This window comes from uncultured Comamonas sp., from assembly GCF_964277875.1.
Taxonomy (GTDB): Bacteria; Pseudomonadota; Gammaproteobacteria; order Burkholderiales; family Burkholderiaceae_C; genus Comamonas; species Comamonas sediminis.
Genome location: NZ_CAXYJV010000034.1, coordinates 41,285 through 55,944, shown reverse-complemented (window position 1 = coordinate 55,944; position 14,660 = coordinate 41,285). Strand labels below are relative to the sequence as shown.

Here is a 14,660-nt window from a genome sequence, read left to right as displayed (position 1 = left end):
TTGGACGATCAGTATCACCGGCGCGACGGCGACGCAGCGGAGGAATCGATGCGTCGACTGTTAACGGTTACCGGTGTGGCGTGCAATTTGGGAGGATGAAACAGCAATCTATGCAGACGCAGCATCAGGCCGAAAGTGCTGCGGGTCGACGCCCCCCCCGGCGCTGGCAGCGTGTGCCCTACAACGGGCCACATAGCTTCGATTTCGCTCCACTGATTGGTTATCGCTTGGCGAGTGCTGGGGCCGAGGCGGCGAGCCCATCGGCAGAGAGGTCGCTTTTGGCTCCAAAGGTGCCTTCAACGTTTCTTCCGGAATCGACAGCAAACGCTGCAAAGCAGCCGTCGCTTCTTAGTTTTCTACTGCCCAATATAAGTTGGTCGGGCTTTAGCACATCCAAAACGCCCACCCCTCACCCCAACGCCGTATCCAACACCATCATCAAAACAAACCCCACCATCAACCCGGTAGTCGCAAAAAACTCATGCCCCTTGCGGTGCGATTCCGGGATGATTTCGTGGCTGATGACAAAGAGCATGGCGCCGGCGGCGAAGCCCAGGCCCCAGGGGAGGAGCAGGGCGGAGCTGCCGATGATGGCGGCGCCGGCGACGGCGCCCAGGGGTTCGACCAGGCCGGAGGCGATGCCCAGCAGGACGGAGAAGCCTCGGCTGGAGCCGACGGCCAGCAGCGCGGCGGCGACGACAAAGCCTTCGGGGACATCCTGGATGGAGATGCCGATAGCGAGCGCATTGGCGCGCATGCCTTCATTGCCGGCGTAGCCCACGCCAATGGCCAGGCCTTCGGGGAGATTGTGGAGGATGATCGCAAACACAAACAGCCAGGTGCGGCGCAGCTGCTGGGCGCTGGCGCCTTCGCGGCCTTTGATGAAGTGTTCGTGGGGCAGCAGGCGGTCCATCACCAACAGGGCCATGCCGCCCAGCAGGATGGAGGTGCCGACGACACCGCCAGCAGCCCAGGCGCTGCCGCCAAAGATGTTGGAGGCACGTGCGGCATCCAGTGCGGGGATGACCAGCGAGAACGCGCAGGCGGCCAGCATCACGCCGGCGCCAAATCCAAAAAGGGTGTCGCGTGTGCGTTCAGACGGGCGTTGGGCCAGCAGCACCGGCAGGGTGCCCAGCGCAGTGGCCAGCGCGGCCATGCAGCCGCCCAGCAGTGCGTTGCGCACCGATGGCTCGTTTTTGAGGCCATCCCAAATGAGCGCGCCGAGTGCAAATACCCCCAGGCCACAGATCAGCAGACCGATGCGGGTTCGCAGCTTGAGCGCCGGTTTCGGCGCAAGGCTGGCGGTGCTGCGCGATGCGTCATCGCGCGGATCGGGCTGGTTGTCCATTTCCATCGGTTGGTGGCCTGGGGTCATGTGGGTGCTCGCGTGCTCAGTGGGGGAATGGCTTATTGGCCCAGCGCTGCGGCGTACTTGCGGGCAACGGTGCCCCAGTCCACCACATTGTAGAAAGCGGCAATGTATTCAGGGCGGCGGTTTTGGTACTTCAGGTAGTAAGCGTGCTCCCACACATCCAGGCCCAGGATCGGGGTGTTGCCCGAGCCAATGCCTTTCATCAGCGGCGAGTCCTGGTTGGCGCTGCTTTCCACCGCCAGCTTGCCTTCAGGCGTTACCGTCAGCCAGGCCCAGCCGCTGCCAAAACGGCTCAGTGCCGCCTTGGTGAAGGCATCCTTGAAGGCCTCAAAACCACCCAGGTCGGCATCGATGGCCTTGGCCACATCGCCTTGGGGCAGGCCGCCGCCGCTGGGCGACATCACTTCCCAGAACAGGCTGTGGTTGGCATGGCCGCCGCCGTTGTTGCGCACGGGCAGGCGCAGCTTCTCGGGCAGCGATTCCACCTGGGCCACCAGCGCTTCGATGGGCAGGTTGGCGAACTCCGTGCCTTCAACCGCCGCATTGAGGTTGTTCACATAGGTCTGGTGGTGCTTGCTGTAGTGGATCTCCATCGTCTGGGCGTCAATATTGGGCTCCAGGGCATCGTAGGCATAGGCCAGCTTGGGGAGGGTATAGGACATATCGTGTGTCAGTCGTTGGGTGGAGAGCAGTGGGTCAATGCCGGTGCGGCGGCTGTCAGTGCAGCAGCGTGCCCGGCGGCGGGTTGCCCGAAGGCATGGAAACGCTGTGGGCCTGCCGCTCCATCGCATCCTCGCGCTCGCGGGCGGCGCAGCGGTTGTGGTGCTCGTTCAAGGCGGCAAAGGTGTGGTGCAGGTGCTTGCAGGCGGCCGATCGCAGATCGGCGCTGGCATGGTCGTCGCGTGTCAAGGCCAGCAGCTGGTGGTGGGCGCAGTGGATGCACTCGCCGGCGGATATGGGCTGGCTCAAGGTGTTGAAGCAGTCGGCCAAATTCAGGTGCGCGACCACAAAGGCGGCGAGGCGGTCATCGGCGCAGACGCCGGCCGGTGCATCGTGGAACAGCTGGTGCGCCACGCGCAGCGCATGCTCATGCCAGACCAGCGCCTGCTCGGGGCGGTTGTCGCGGCTGGCTTCCACGCCGGTCTGGGTCAGGCGCTCCCATTCGCGCAGCAGCAGCGGGCCCGATACGGAGGACGGAAAACGTGAACTCATCGCTGCTCCTTGGCGGGCCCGCTGGCCGCCGTCATCACCCAGGCGTGCGATGCCTTGGCGGTTTCTGTGGGGACAAAGGCCTGGGGGTCTTCCAGCAGGCAGGTGGTGCCCAGGCGCTTGCACTGGTCGTGGTCGCGCCAGTAGCCGCCGTGGCTGATGCAGCCGGTCTGGCAGATCACCAGGTTGGCGGCATGCTGGCCCAGCTCCTGCAGATAGGCATCGGGTGGCGGCTGGGGCACGGCGGCCACTTCCATCGTCGCGGCCGGGTCCACACAGCGGCGCACGGCCGTGACGGCCGCCCGGTTGGCGATGGCCGACAGGTGGCGCAGCCGGTCTTCGCGCTCCCAGATGAGGGCGCTGTCGCGCATGATGACCTGGGCCCGCAGCCGGGTGACCTGGGCGCGCAGCGCCTTCACTTCAGCACGCAGGGCATCGACCTGGGCCGTGCAGCGCGCTTGCAGTGCAGCATAGTGGCGCAGCATCACACCGTGCTCCTGCACCAACGGATGGATGTCACTGTCTGGGTTTGGCACGGTGGGCTCGCCTCCACGGAATCAACGGAAAACACTTTGCTCGGCATCAAGGCAGCATCAAATGAAACCATAATAAATGAGAATCGTTTCTATTCGCAAACTCATTTGTGTATGGCCTGCCAGTTAGCAGTGGAATAGCGCTATCAGTTGAGCGAGCCATACGGCCAGAAGGGGACATGGCTGCAAAGTTAAAATAGCTGTATAAAAATACAGATAAGCTATCACTCACACCCACCGCATCCAACCTCCATGCTGGCCCCCCATCGCTACTACTACCTGCACAACTTCGAGCGCGCGCTGCAGTGGTTGGGGCAGCGCTATGGCGATGTGCTGGATGCGCAGGAGCAGCAGTTTCTGGCGGACTTTGCGCAAGCCCCGATGCAGTCGCAGGCGCTGATGGTGCGCATGCTGATGCGGCGCGGGCCCTGGTTCCGCGCGGACAAGCTGGTCTACGACGAGATCCCCGATGTGCATGCCGCCGCGCAGCCCTTGCTGGCGCTTGGCTGGATCGATGCCGATGCCGACATGGCCCTGGCCGAGCTGTTTGCGCTGCACACCAAGCCCGAGCTGCTGCAGATCTTTGCCCACGCCGGCTTGGCGCGCTCGCTGCGCAAGGCGGACATGCTGGCCCAGCTTGCACAATGGGCGCAGCTGTCTGATCCAGGTACCGAGCAAGAAGCCCAAGAGCAGCTGCAGCCCTACCACCGCTGGCACCCGCAGGCCGAGCATGCCGCCTGGCGCGTGACGGTCGGCGAGTTGGCTGAAGGCCTGCGCCTGATGTTCTTTGGCAATCTGCACCAGGACTGGTCAGAGTTTGTGCTGGCCGACCTGGGCATCTTCAAGTACGAGACGGTGGCCTTTGATGCGCAGTCGCGCGCGTTTCAGACCCGTGCCGATGTGCAGGGCTACCGCCAGCTGCAGCAGTGGCGCCAGGCGGTGGATGAGGATGAAGACCGCCAGGCCTTGATGGACGCGCTGGCCGCCTGGCGCAGCGCCAACCCCTGGCTGCAGCAGCGCCATGCCAAGGTGCTGCTGCGCCTGGGCCAGGCCTGCGAGCGCAGCCAAAGCTGGGCACTGGCCGAGCAGGCCTATGCCGCCAGCCCCTACCCGGGCGCGCGCCACCGCCGCATGCGCGTGCTGGAACGCATGGAGCGTTTTGACGAAGCCCTGGCCCTGGCCAGCGCCGCCGCGCAGCAGCCCGAGAGCGATGAAGAAAGCCAGCGCCTGGCCCGCATGCTGCCGCGCCTGCGCCGCCACCTGGGCCAGCGCAGCGCCAGCCGCCGCGCGCTCAAACCCGAGGTGGCACAGCTGCGCGAGGATGTGGCGCTGGACCGGGTGCTGCGCATGCCACGCATGGCGCACGGTGGGGCGGCGATGGATGCGCTGAGCGATGCGGCTGCCCTGGAAGCCGCCTTGCGCGCTGGCGAAGCGCTGGACGCCACCGAGGCCCCCGAAGGCCTGCGCCTGATGCCGGTGGAATACGCGTTGCGCGACCACTGGCACCGCGACGATGCGCCGGTGTTTTATGTCGAGAACGCGCTGGTCAACTCGCTGTTTGGCCTGCTGTGCTGGCCGGCGATTTTTGCGCCTTTGCCGGGGGCGTTTTTTCATCCGTTTCAGGCGGGGCCGGCCGATGTGTATGCGCCCGATTTTGTTGCGCGGCGTGCGGCGCTGTTTGGCGCTTGCCTGGCCATGCTCGATGACGGCAGTTATGCCGATGTGATCCGCCAGCGCTTTGCCGACAAGGCCGGCCTGCAGTCGCCGTTTGTGTTTTGGGGAACGTTGACCGAGGCACTGCTGGCGCATGCGCTGGCCTGCATCCCGGCGGCCCACCTCAAGCTGCTGTTCCAGCGCCTGCTCGGCAATCTGCAGGCCAACCGCACGGGCTTTCCGGACCTGGTGCGGTTCTGGCCGGCGGAGCGGCGCTACCAGCTGGTGGAAGTCAAAGGCCCGGGCGACAAGCTGCAGGACAACCAGATCCGCTGGCTGGAGTACTGCGCCGCCCATGGCATACCCGTGGGCGTCTGCCATGTGCAGTGGCGCGAGGCGGGCGCATGAGCTACACCGTGGCGGTGCGCGCCTTGTGCGAGTTCACCGCCCGCGCGGGCGATCTGGATCTGCGCTTTACACCGGCGCCATCGGCGCTGGAGGGCATCGAAGGCCATGGCCTGGTGCGTGCCCGCCGGGGCGCTGGCTATGAGGCGGAGGTACGCCTGGCAGGCCGCTTTGAAGACCTGCAGGTACGCGGCCGCGCCGATGGCTTTGACCCGGCCCTGGGTCAGCTCGAAGAAATCAAAACCTACCGGGGCCAGATCGACAGCGTGCGCGACAACCACCGCGCGTTGCACTGGGCGCAGGCCAAGGTCTACGGCCATCTGCTGTGCCTGGAGCGGGGCCTGCCCAGCTTGAAGGTGGCGCTGGTCTACTTCAACGTCGGCACGCAGCAAGAGACCGTGCTGGCCGAGCCCTACAGCGCCGCCAAGCTGCAGGCGTTTTTTGAGCAGCAGTGCCGCTTGTTTTTGGACTGGGCGCGCAGCGAGGCCGCGCACCGCAGCGCGCGCGATGCGGCGCTCACGGCGCTGCGCTTTCCGTTTGCGCAGTTCCGCAGCGGGCAGCGGGCGCTGTCGGTGGCGGTGTACCGCACCGCGCAGGCAGGCTTGCAGGCGGGTGGCGGCAGCTGTTTGATGGCGCAGGCACCCACCGGCATTGGCAAGACCGTGGCCACGATTTTTCCGATGCTCAAGGCCAGTGCGGCGCAGGGGCTGGACAAGCTGTTTTTTCTGACCGCCAAGACCACCGGCCACCGGCTGGCCTTGCATGCGCTGGGCCTGTTGCAGACGGCACTGCAGGGCCAGACGGGCGCGGTGCCGCTGCGCGTGGTCGATCTGCAGGCGCGCGACAAAAGCTGCGAGCACCCGGACAAGGCCTGCCATGGCGAATCCTGCCCGCTGGCCCGGGGCTTTTACGACCGCTTGCCTGCCGCCCGCGCCCAGGCGCTCGCGCAAGAGCCGATGCTGACGCCCGACAAGGTGCGCAGCCTGGCGCTGCAGCACCAGGTCTGCCCCTATTACCTGACGCAGGAGCTGGCGCGCTGGAGCGATGTGGTCGTCGGCGACTACCACTACTTTTATGACAGCGCCGCCATGCTGTATGCGCTGACCCAGGCCCACCAGTGGAAGGTGGGCGTGCTGGTGGACGAGGCCCACAACCTGCTCGAACGCGCCCGCCGCATGTACACGGCCGAGCTGCCGCAGCACACCTTGGCTGCGGCGCGCAAGGCGGCGGCCGGCCCGGTCAAGAAATCGCTGGATGCCTTGAACCGCCAATGGAACGCACTGAACAAGGCCCAGCAAGAAGGCGGCCAGGACTACCAGGTCTACCCCGAACTGCCGCCCGGCCTGTTGGGCGCCGTGCAGCGCGCCGTGGCCGCCATTGCCCAGGCCCAGGGCGACAGCCCCATGCTGCCCGGCGATGCGGTACTGGGCTTTTACCTGGAGGCCTTGTCGTGGCTGAACCTGGCCGAGCAGCTGGGGCCGCATGCGCTGTTTGATACCAGTTTGTGGCGCAGCGCAACGTCCGGCCGCCGGGGGCCGATGTCCACGCTCTGCATCCGCAATGTCGTGCCCGCGCCGCACCTGGCTGCGCGCCATACCGCCGCCTGCGCCACGGTGCTGTTCTCCGGCACCCTGGGGCCGCAGGCCTTCTACCAGGATCTGCTGGGCCTGCCGCCCGCCACGCAGTGGGTGGATGTGCCCTCGCCCTTCCAGGCCGCGCAGCTGCAGGTGCAGATTGCCGGGCATATCTCCACCCGCTACCAGGACCGGGCGCAGTCGCTGGCGCCAATTGCCGAGCTGGTGGCGGCGCAGTTTGCCCGCCAGCCAGGCAACTACCTGTGTTTTTTCAGCAGCTTTGACTATTTGCAGCGCGCCGCCGAATGCATGCAGCGCCTGCACCCGCAGCTGCCGCTGTTCTGCCAGACCTCGGCGATGGACGATGCCGGGCGCGCCGCCTTTTTGGCGCGCTTTGACGAGGCCGGGCGGGGCATTGGGCTGGCGGTGCTGGGCGGGGCGTTTTCAGAAGGGGTGGACTTGCCGGGCAACCGGCTGATTGGCGCCTTTATCGCCACCCTGGGCCTGCCCCAGGTCAACCCCATCAACACACACATGCAGCGGGCCATGGCCCAGCGCTTTGGCGCTGCCAAGGCCTATGACTACACCTACCTCTACCCGGGGCTGCGCAAGGTGGTGCAGGCGGCCGGGCGGGTGATTCGCAGTGAGGACGACCGGGGCGTGGTGGTGCTGATCGACGACCGCTTTCACCGCGCCCAGGTACGCGCGCTGCTGCCAGGCTGGTGGGCGCCGCAAAAGCTGTAGCGCAGGGTTTGTCTCAGAGGGTGTTAGGGGTTTCTGTACCAAATTTCCCATCCCTGGGGGCGCTGTAAGAAAATACGGGCCTCTATGCCGATCCACGCCCTTTCCTTCTCGCCCCTGCGCCCTGTGGCCGGGGCCGCTGCGCTGCTGTGCGCCTTGTCCGCCGCTGCACAAACGGCACCCGCAACACCTTCCACCCCTGAAACCCCCGCTGCCGAAGCCACCTTGCCGACCGTGTCGGTGCGCTCGGCTGTTGGCACCGCGGACCTGCTGCAGCTGCCGGCCTCGGCCAATGTGGTGGAAGGCCGCGAGCTGCAGGATCGGCAGATGCAGGTCAACCTGTCCGAAGCGCTGGGCAGTGTGCCCGGCCTGACCCTGAACAACCGCAACAACTATGCCCAGGACCTGCAGCTGAGCGTGCGCGGCTATGGCGCGCGCTCCACCTTTGGTGTGCGCGGCGTGCGCCTGTATGTCGATGGCATACCGGCGACGATGCCCGATGGCCAGGGCCAGACCTCGAATGTCGATATCTCTAGCCTGGAGCGGGTGGAGGTGCTGCGCGGCCCGTATTCGGCGCTGTACGGCAATGCCTCGGGCGGTGTGCTGAGCTTTTACACCGAAGACCCGCAAGGCCCGCTGAAGCTGGAAACTGGCGCGAGCGTAGGCAGCGATGGCCAGCAGCGCTACAGCCTGAAGGCCAGCGGCCAGACCGATGGCGGCATGGGCTATGTGCTGAGCACCAGCCGCTTCATGACCGATGGCTACCGCGAGCACAGCGCCGCCGACCGCAACCTGCTCAACGCCAAGCTGGTGATTCCGCTGGCGCATGACGACAAGCTGACCCTGGTGGCCAACCACACCCGGGGCGATGCGCAGGACCCGCAGGGCCTGACCATGGCGCAGTGGCAGGCCGATCCGCGCCAGGCCAGCAGCGTGGCCAACCAGTACAACACGCGCAAATCGCTGGAGCAGCAGCAGCTGGGCGCCACCTATGACCTGCGCATCAACGCCCGGCAAAGCCTGAGCCTGTCTGCCTACTACGGCCACCGCAGCATGCTGCAGTACCAGTCCATCCCCAAAGCGCCGCAGCTGGCGCCGGGCCACGCCGGCGGCGTGATCGACATGGCGCGCGACTATGCCGGTGCCCGCCTGGTCTGGGTGGGTGAGTTCGACACCATCGTGCCGCTGCAGCTGAGCGCGGGGCTGGATCTGCAGCAGATGACCGAGAACCGCCAGGGCTACGAGAACTTTATCGGCAACACCTTGGGCGTGCGCGGCCAGCTGCGCCGGGACGAGAAAAACAAGGTCAGCAGCACCGACCCCTTTGTGCAGGCGCGCTGGCAGCTGGCGCCCCGCTGGAGCCTGGACACCGGCCTGCGCTACAGCCGCGTGCGCTTCAGCTCGGACGACTACTACATCACCCCCGGCAATGGCGACGACAGCGGCAGCAGCCGCCACAGCAAGTTGCTGCCGGTCGCTTCGCTGTCGTACCAACTCAGCCCGCAGCAGACGGTTTACGCCAGCGTGGGGCGCGGCTTTGAGACGCCGAGCATCACCGAGATGTCCTACCGCAACAGCGGCTCGGGCCTGAACACCGATCTGCGGCCCACCAGCAGCACGCAGTGGGAGCTGGGCTACCGCCAGCAGCTGCGTGGCGATGCGCTGCGCGGGCTCTGGAGCGCGGCGCTGTTCCAGTCGCACAGCAGTGATGAGATCGTGACCGACCAAAGCGCCGGCGGCCGCACCACCTACCGCAATGCCGGCAAGACCCGCCGCCAGGGCGTGGAGCTGTCGGCCCAGTTGGACCTTGTGCGCGACTGGCAGCTGCGCGCCGCCTATACCTGGCTGGATGCGCGCTTCCGCGAGGATTCGGGCAGCGGCATCGCCGGCCAGCGCCTGCCGGGCCTGGCCCGCCACAACGCCTACCTGGGTGCCGACTGGCACTTTGCGCCGGCCTGGACGGTCGGCATGGGCGTGCAGGCCAGCTCCAATGTGCAGGCCAACGATGCCAACACCCAGGCTGCCCCCGGCTATGCCACCACGGCCCTCAGCCTGGGCTACCGCGCACAGATCGCCCCGCGCTGGACCCTGGCCGCGTTTGCGCGGGTCAACAATGTGTTCGACAAGCACTACATCGGCTCGGTCATCGTCAACGACGGCAACCAGCGCTATTTTGAAAGCGCGATGGGGCGCAACTGGGCCAGTGGCGTCAACGTCAGTTACCAGTTTTAAGCCGTTCCCCTCGCTATTGCCCTCCGGGATGCTTATCCACCGCTTGCTGGTGCATAGCGCGGGGGCATAGGGCCAGCCGGTAAAATCCCCGGTTTTGCGGGCTGGCCGCCGGCTGTAGAGCCCAGGCCCAGCGCTTGCCGCAAACCCCGTTTTTAAAACCACCCGCCTGCGCTGCGCAGCTGCCCCGGCCCTGACCGCGCAGCGCCGCAGCGCCCTGGCGGGTGTCTGTTGGTGCCTCCATGAACAACACCCCCCCATCCTTTTTCAGCCGTATCGCCATTGCGATCGGCAGCTTCTTCGCCATTCTGGGCAATGGCCGCCTGGCGGCCGATGTGCAGCGCGTGCGTGGCGGTGAGCGCCTGGCGGCCGATGTGCCACCGCAGGAAGTGCGTGTCGAAGTCCCGGTCGAGAAGATCGTCGAAGTCCGCATTGAAGTGCCGGTCGAGAAAATCGTTGAGAAGACGGTAGAGAAGCGGGTCGAAGTACCGGTGGAAAAGCTGGTCGAGAAGCTCGTGGAAAAGACCGTGCAACTGCCCACCGAGACCGCTGCGCTGCAGCTGCTGGGCCTGCTCCAGCGCGAGGCCCGCTTTGTCGACTTTATCCAGGAAGACGTGGCGCCCTACACGGATGCCGAGATTGGCGCCGCCGCCCGCGTGGTGCACGAAGGCTGCCGCAAGGTACTGCGTGAGCACTTCGCGCTGGCCCCTGTGCGTGCCGAGGCCGAAGGCAGCCGCATCACCTTGCAGGCCGGCTTTGATGCCGCAGCCGTGCGCCTGACCGGCAATGTCGTGGGCCAGGCCCCGTTCACCGGCACGCTGGGCCACCGGGGCTGGCAGGTCACTGAGGTCAAGCTGCCCCAGCTGACCGACACCGCCGCCGCCAAGGTGCTGGCCCAGGCCGAAGTGGAGCTGTAAACCATGCAAGCACCTGCCCAATTCAGCATTGGTATCGACCTGGGGACCACGCACTGCGCGCTGTCCTATGTGGACAAGAGCGCCAGCGATGGCGACCACCTGGTCCAGCATGTGCTGGCCATCCCCCAGCTCACGGCGCCCGCCAGCATCGAGGCGCGGCCGCTGCTGCCGTCGTTCCTGTACCTGCCCCATGAGAGCGAGCTGAGCGCCGCCGACATGGCGCTGCCCTGGGGCGCGCAGCAGGATTTTGTCGTGGGCGAATTTGCCCGTTCGAGCGGCGCGGCCACGCCGATCCGCCTGGTCTCCAGCGCCAAGAGCTGGCTCTGCCACCCCGGTGTGGACCGCCGCAGCCCGCTGCTGCCGGCCGATGCCCCGGCCGAGGTGCACCGCGTCTCGCCCCTCACAGCCTCGATCCGTTACCTGTCGCACCTGCGCTGGGCCTGGGAGCAGGCCCACCCCGAGGCGCCGTTCGATGCGCAGGACATCACCGTCACCATTCCCGCATCCTTTGACCCGGCCGCGCGCGAGCTGACGGCCGAGGCCTGCAAGGCCGCCGGCTTTCAAAAGCTCAGCCTGCTCGAAGAGCCGCAAGCCGCGCTCTACAGCTGGATCCAGGCCAGCGGTGGCGGCTGGCGCAAGCAAGTGCAAAGCGGCGATGTGATCCTCGTCGTGGACGTGGGCGGTGGCACCACCGACCTGTCGCTGATCGCCGTGCTGGAGCGCGATGGCAACCTGGCCTTGCAGCGCGTGGCCGTGGGCGAGCACATCCTGCTGGGCGGCGACAACATGGATCTGGCGCTGGCCTATGCCGTGGCGCGCAAGCTGGCGCAAGAGGGCAAGCAGCTCGACGCCTGGCAAACCCGCGCGCTGGCGCATGGCTGCCGCGCCGCCAAGGAGCAGCTGCTGTCCGATGAGGCGCTGCAATCCGTACCCGTGGTGGTGCCCAGCCGGGGCAGCAAGCTGATCGGCGGCAGCATCCGCACCGAGGTGACCCGCAGCGAAGTGCTGGCCACCCTGGTCGAAGGCTTCTTCCCCCAAGTGGCGGTGAGCGACAAGCCCATCAGCCGCGCGCGTGGCGCGCTGACCCAGCTGGGTCTGCCCTATGCGCAAGATGCTGCGGTGACCCGCCACCTGGCCGCCTTCCTGTCGCGCCAAGCCGGCGTGACCGAGCAGATCGACGGCCTGCAGGGCACCCAGCCCGAAGGCGCCAGCTTTCTGCACCCCACCGCGATCCTGTTCAACGGCGGCGTGCTCAAGGCGCCGCAGATTGAGCAGCGCATCACCGAAGTGCTGAACAGCTGGCTGGCTGCTGAAGGCGCTGCCCCCGCACGCCTGCTGGACGGCGCCAACCTGGACCTGGCTGTGGCCCGTGGCGCTGCCTACTACGGCCATGTGCGCGAAGGCCGGGGTGTGCGCATCCGTGGCGGCACCGCGCAGTCCTACTACGTCGGCGTCGAGTCCAACATGCCGGCGATCCCCGGCATGGAGCCCCCCATGTCCGCGCTGTGCCTGGCACCGTTTGGCATGGAAGAGGGCAGCGAGGCGGCGCTCGATACGCAGGAGTTCGGCCTGGTTGTGGGCGAGCCGGTGCGCATGCGCTTCTTCGGCTCCAGCGTGCGCCGCAGCGATACCGTTGGCACGATGCTCGATTTCTGGGGCCCCGAAGAGCTGCTGGAGCTGCAGGAGATCGAGCTGAACCTGCCCGCCGAAGGCCGCGCCAATGGCGAGGTCGTCCCCGTCACCCTGCATGCCCGCGTGACCGACATCGGCACCCTGGAGCTCAATGCCGTGCCCGTGGGCGGCAGCGAGCGCTGGAAGGTGGAGTTTGATGTGCGGGCGCAGACGGCGGCGGAGCAGTAAGCGGCGGGCCGTTGCGAGGCGGCGGCTACTTTGCCTATAAAAAATGGCCCCTCAGTGTTGCGCTGACGGGCCATTTTTCGTTGTGGGTGGGATCAGCGCTGGCGCCTGCGGAGCTGGCTCATGCCGAACATGGCTGCCATCGACGACAGCAGCATCAGCGCCCATCCGCCCAAGGTAGGCACCCTTGCCAGATTGGTGGCGGTATCCGGCACCTGGGGCACTTCCGGAATCTGCGGGGTACCCGGGTCGGTCACGACGGCGGTTTTGGCCTGCAGGTACCAGTTGCTGCCCACTTGGGCCAGCTGGTAGCGGAAGCCACCCACATCGATATAGCCAGGTGCAGGCAGTGCGAAGGCGTTGGCGGCAGAGCTGCCAGCCACCTGCACCAGCAAGATGCCATTGCCGCTGGTGGCGGCACCGGCACCAGCCAGGTTGCTGATGGCCAAGGTGGTGGGCGTTGCATCGGTATTGCCCTGCACCACCAGATGGTCTGCTGCCGAGCTGCTGTCGCCCAAAACGACATCCAGCGCCAGGCCGCCACCACCGGCGTAGTTGCCGGTGACGGTCAACACATCGCCTGCCTGGCTGTTGGACAGCGCCACCTGGCCCTGGTTGCCCAGATCACCATGGACCGAAAACGCCGCATCCTGGAAGCGCAGCGTATTGCCTGCGTTGACGACCAGGCCCATCGCTTCGCCGGCCAGCGCGCCGCTGCCGGTGACCAAGCTGCTGCCGGTCAAGCTCAGGTCGCTGTTGCCCGTCAGGCTGATGCGTTCCCAGTTCAGAAACTTGGCGGCCGGCTGCGGGCCGTTGATGGCCGCCAGGGTCAGGCGGTCCACATAGCCGTCTGCGGTGGACACGTCATCGCCGCCATCGATCAAGGTGATCTGGCTGATGTCCGTGCCATGGATGGTCAGGCTGTCCGAGCCATCGCCCAGCACGATGCTGCCGCTGACCTGGGCAGCGCTGTCCAAAGTCACGCTCGTATTGCCATTGCCGGGACCATCAAAGATCGCGCGGCCTGCGCTGGCAGTCAGCTGGCCGGCCTGGATATGGATGCTGTTCGCCACAGCCGGTGCGTTCACCGAGATCGCATCACCGGTGGTGGCGGTCACGCTGCCGCCTTGCATCTGCACCGTGTTGCCTGCCGCGGCGCTGGCCTGGATGCCGTTGGCGCCCTGTACCGTCACGCTCTGCGTGCCAATGCTGACCAGGCTGGTGCCCGCTGCTGGTGTGGCCGATGTAGGTGCGCTGTTGCCCAACGCCACCTGCCCACCGCTGGCGAGAATCGCTGTGCCTGTGCCGCTGGTAATGGTGGCTGGCACAGGCATATCGACCGTGCCGGCCGAGATATTGATGGCGGCGCCTGCCGTGCTGTTGATGCTGGCGGCAGCGCCCAGTACCTGCACCAGACCGGCGCTGTTGGAAATGCCGGTGGCTGCGGAATAAATGGTCAGCCCATTGCCGAAGAAGTTGCTCCCTGTGGTGCCGCCGGAGGCACCGTTGCGGATGCCGTCCACCGGTGCGGGTGCCGTGGTCGAGGCATCGGCGCCCAGGCGGGTGCTGCCTGTGACCTCAATCACCCCCCCGGTGTTCTGAACTACCGCGCCTCCCGAGCTGCCCGCGCGCATCGCCACCAGGTTGCCATCGACCTGCACTTTGTTGAGCACATTGGCGGCATTGGCACCGGAGTAGATATAGAGGGCACGGCTGTTGTTGCCCCGTGACGTGAGGCTGAGGTTTCCCAGCGCATGCACCAGGGAGGCAGGCTCCGCTGCCACGCCACCACTGTTCAAACCGCCGGAACTCAAGGTGTAAGTGCTGCCGGTACTGGTGATGAGGCTCGTGCCGGCCAGCAGGTTCAACACCGATCCATCGCCGGTGGCACCGGCGACATTGTTGCCGCCGTACGCCGTGAGGCTCGCATTGCAGGTGCTGCCTGCCGTGGCCGTCAGCGCCGGGTTGCCGGAGGGGATGTCACTGCAGGCGGCCCAACTGCCCGATGCCAGGCTGCAGAGCAAGGCAATCGAGAGAAGACGGAAGCGGGCGGATGGGTGGCGTGGGTGGTGTGGGGGGCGTTTGCAGATCATGGGGTTCCTGGGAATCTTTCACTGACCTGGGCGAATGTAATTGATTTGGTTAAAAATGCCACATTTTGTAAATTTAT

At 66.4% G+C, this 14,660-nt stretch carries 10 protein-coding genes; 5 read left to right on the top strand and 5 right to left on the bottom strand.

Annotation, left to right across the window (positions count from 1 at the left end; all coding sequences use genetic code 11):
* Window positions 1-409: 409 nt before the first annotated feature.
* From ACHWUQ_RS12190 to ACHWUQ_RS12175, 4 genes are read right to left on the bottom strand one after another with little or no spacing between them, the layout of a single operon-like run.
* Complete coding sequence (locus ACHWUQ_RS12190; protein WP_394681340.1) at window positions 410-1,348, bottom strand: ZIP family metal transporter; 939 nt, start codon at window positions 1,346-1,348, stop codon at window positions 410-412.
* 59 nt (window positions 1,349-1,407) lie between these two features.
* Window positions 1,408-2,034 (bottom strand): superoxide dismutase, encoded by a 627-nt coding sequence (locus tag ACHWUQ_RS12185; RefSeq protein WP_394681286.1) that lies wholly within the window; start codon window positions 2,032-2,034, stop codon window positions 1,408-1,410.
* A gap of 55 nt (window positions 2,035-2,089) precedes the next feature.
* Window positions 2,090-2,584: a hypothetical protein gene (locus ACHWUQ_RS12180; RefSeq protein WP_394681285.1), complete on the bottom strand. Its 495-nt coding sequence runs from the start codon at window positions 2,582-2,584 to the stop codon at window positions 2,090-2,092.
* Window positions 2,581-3,117 carry a hypothetical protein gene (locus ACHWUQ_RS12175; RefSeq protein WP_369459742.1) on the bottom strand — a complete coding sequence of 179 codons (537 nt, stop codon included), beginning with the start codon at window positions 3,115-3,117 and terminating at the stop codon, window positions 2,581-2,583. Before ACHWUQ_RS12175 ends, ACHWUQ_RS12180 begins: the two co-directional genes overlap by 4 nt.
* Window positions 3,118-3,366: 249 nt before the next feature.
* On the opposite strand from ACHWUQ_RS12175, the gene ACHWUQ_RS12170 reads away from it, so the two are divergent.
* The 5 genes from ACHWUQ_RS12170 (at window position 3,367) to ACHWUQ_RS12150 (ending at window position 12,493) form a co-directional block, all read left to right on the top strand.
* Entirely contained in the window at window positions 3,367-5,175 is a 1,809-nt protein-coding gene (locus ACHWUQ_RS12170; RefSeq protein WP_394681284.1) for a VRR-NUC domain-containing protein, read from the top strand.
* The gene (locus tag ACHWUQ_RS12165) at window positions 5,172-7,490 is read left to right on the top strand and encodes an ATP-dependent DNA helicase (RefSeq protein WP_394681283.1); all 2,319 of its coding nucleotides are present in this window, start codon (window positions 5,172-5,174) and stop codon (window positions 7,488-7,490) included. Before ACHWUQ_RS12170 ends, ACHWUQ_RS12165 begins: the two co-directional genes overlap by 4 nt.
* An 84-nt stretch (window positions 7,491-7,574) precedes the next feature.
* Window positions 7,575-9,719: a TonB-dependent receptor family protein gene (locus ACHWUQ_RS12160; RefSeq protein ID WP_394681282.1), complete on the top strand. Its 2,145-nt coding sequence runs from the start codon at window positions 7,575-7,577 to the stop codon at window positions 9,717-9,719.
* A 239-nt stretch (window positions 9,720-9,958) separates the two neighbouring features.
* Window positions 9,959-10,633, top strand: coding sequence for a DUF2760 domain-containing protein (locus ACHWUQ_RS12155; protein ID WP_133857494.1), 675 nt, complete (start codon window positions 9,959-9,961; stop codon window positions 10,631-10,633).
* A 3-nt stretch (window positions 10,634-10,636) separates the two neighbouring features.
* Complete coding sequence (locus ACHWUQ_RS12150) at window positions 10,637-12,493, top strand: Hsp70 family protein (RefSeq protein WP_394681281.1); 1,857 nt, start codon at window positions 10,637-10,639, stop codon at window positions 12,491-12,493.
* 92 nt (window positions 12,494-12,585) lie between these two features.
* On the opposite strand, the gene ACHWUQ_RS12145 is transcribed toward ACHWUQ_RS12150, so the two are convergent.
* Window positions 12,586-14,583 (bottom strand): IPTL-CTERM sorting domain-containing protein, encoded by a 1,998-nt coding sequence (locus ACHWUQ_RS12145; RefSeq protein WP_394681280.1) that lies wholly within the window; start codon window positions 14,581-14,583, stop codon window positions 12,586-12,588.
* Window positions 14,584-14,660: the final 77 nt, after the last annotated feature.

What these genes read in the sequence shown, in the direction of transcription:
- ACHWUQ_RS12190 (WP_394681340.1), bottom strand. Translation starts at nt 1,348, where the DNA reads ATGGACAACCAGCCCGATCCGCGCGATGACGCATCGCGCAGCACCGCC.
- ACHWUQ_RS12185 (WP_394681286.1), bottom strand. Translation starts at nt 2,034, where the DNA reads ATGTCCTATACCCTCCCCAAGCTGGCCTATGCCTACGATGCCCTGGAG.
- ACHWUQ_RS12180 (WP_394681285.1), bottom strand. Translation starts at nt 2,584, where the DNA reads ATGAGTTCACGTTTTCCGTCCTCCGTATCGGGCCCGCTGCTGCTGCGC.
- ACHWUQ_RS12170 (WP_394681284.1), top strand. Translation starts at nt 3,367, where the DNA reads ATGCTGGCCCCCCATCGCTACTACTACCTGCACAACTTCGAGCGCGCG.
- ACHWUQ_RS12165 (WP_394681283.1), top strand. Translation starts at nt 5,172, where the DNA reads ATGAGCTACACCGTGGCGGTGCGCGCCTTGTGCGAGTTCACCGCCCGC.
- ACHWUQ_RS12160 (WP_394681282.1), top strand. Translation starts at nt 7,575, where the DNA reads ATGCCGATCCACGCCCTTTCCTTCTCGCCCCTGCGCCCTGTGGCCGGG.
- ACHWUQ_RS12155 (WP_133857494.1), top strand. Translation starts at nt 9,959, where the DNA reads ATGAACAACACCCCCCCATCCTTTTTCAGCCGTATCGCCATTGCGATC.
- ACHWUQ_RS12150 (WP_394681281.1), top strand. Translation starts at nt 10,637, where the DNA reads ATGCAAGCACCTGCCCAATTCAGCATTGGTATCGACCTGGGGACCACG.
- ACHWUQ_RS12145 (WP_394681280.1), bottom strand. Translation starts at nt 14,583, where the DNA reads ATGATCTGCAAACGCCCCCCACACCACCCACGCCACCCATCCGCCCGC.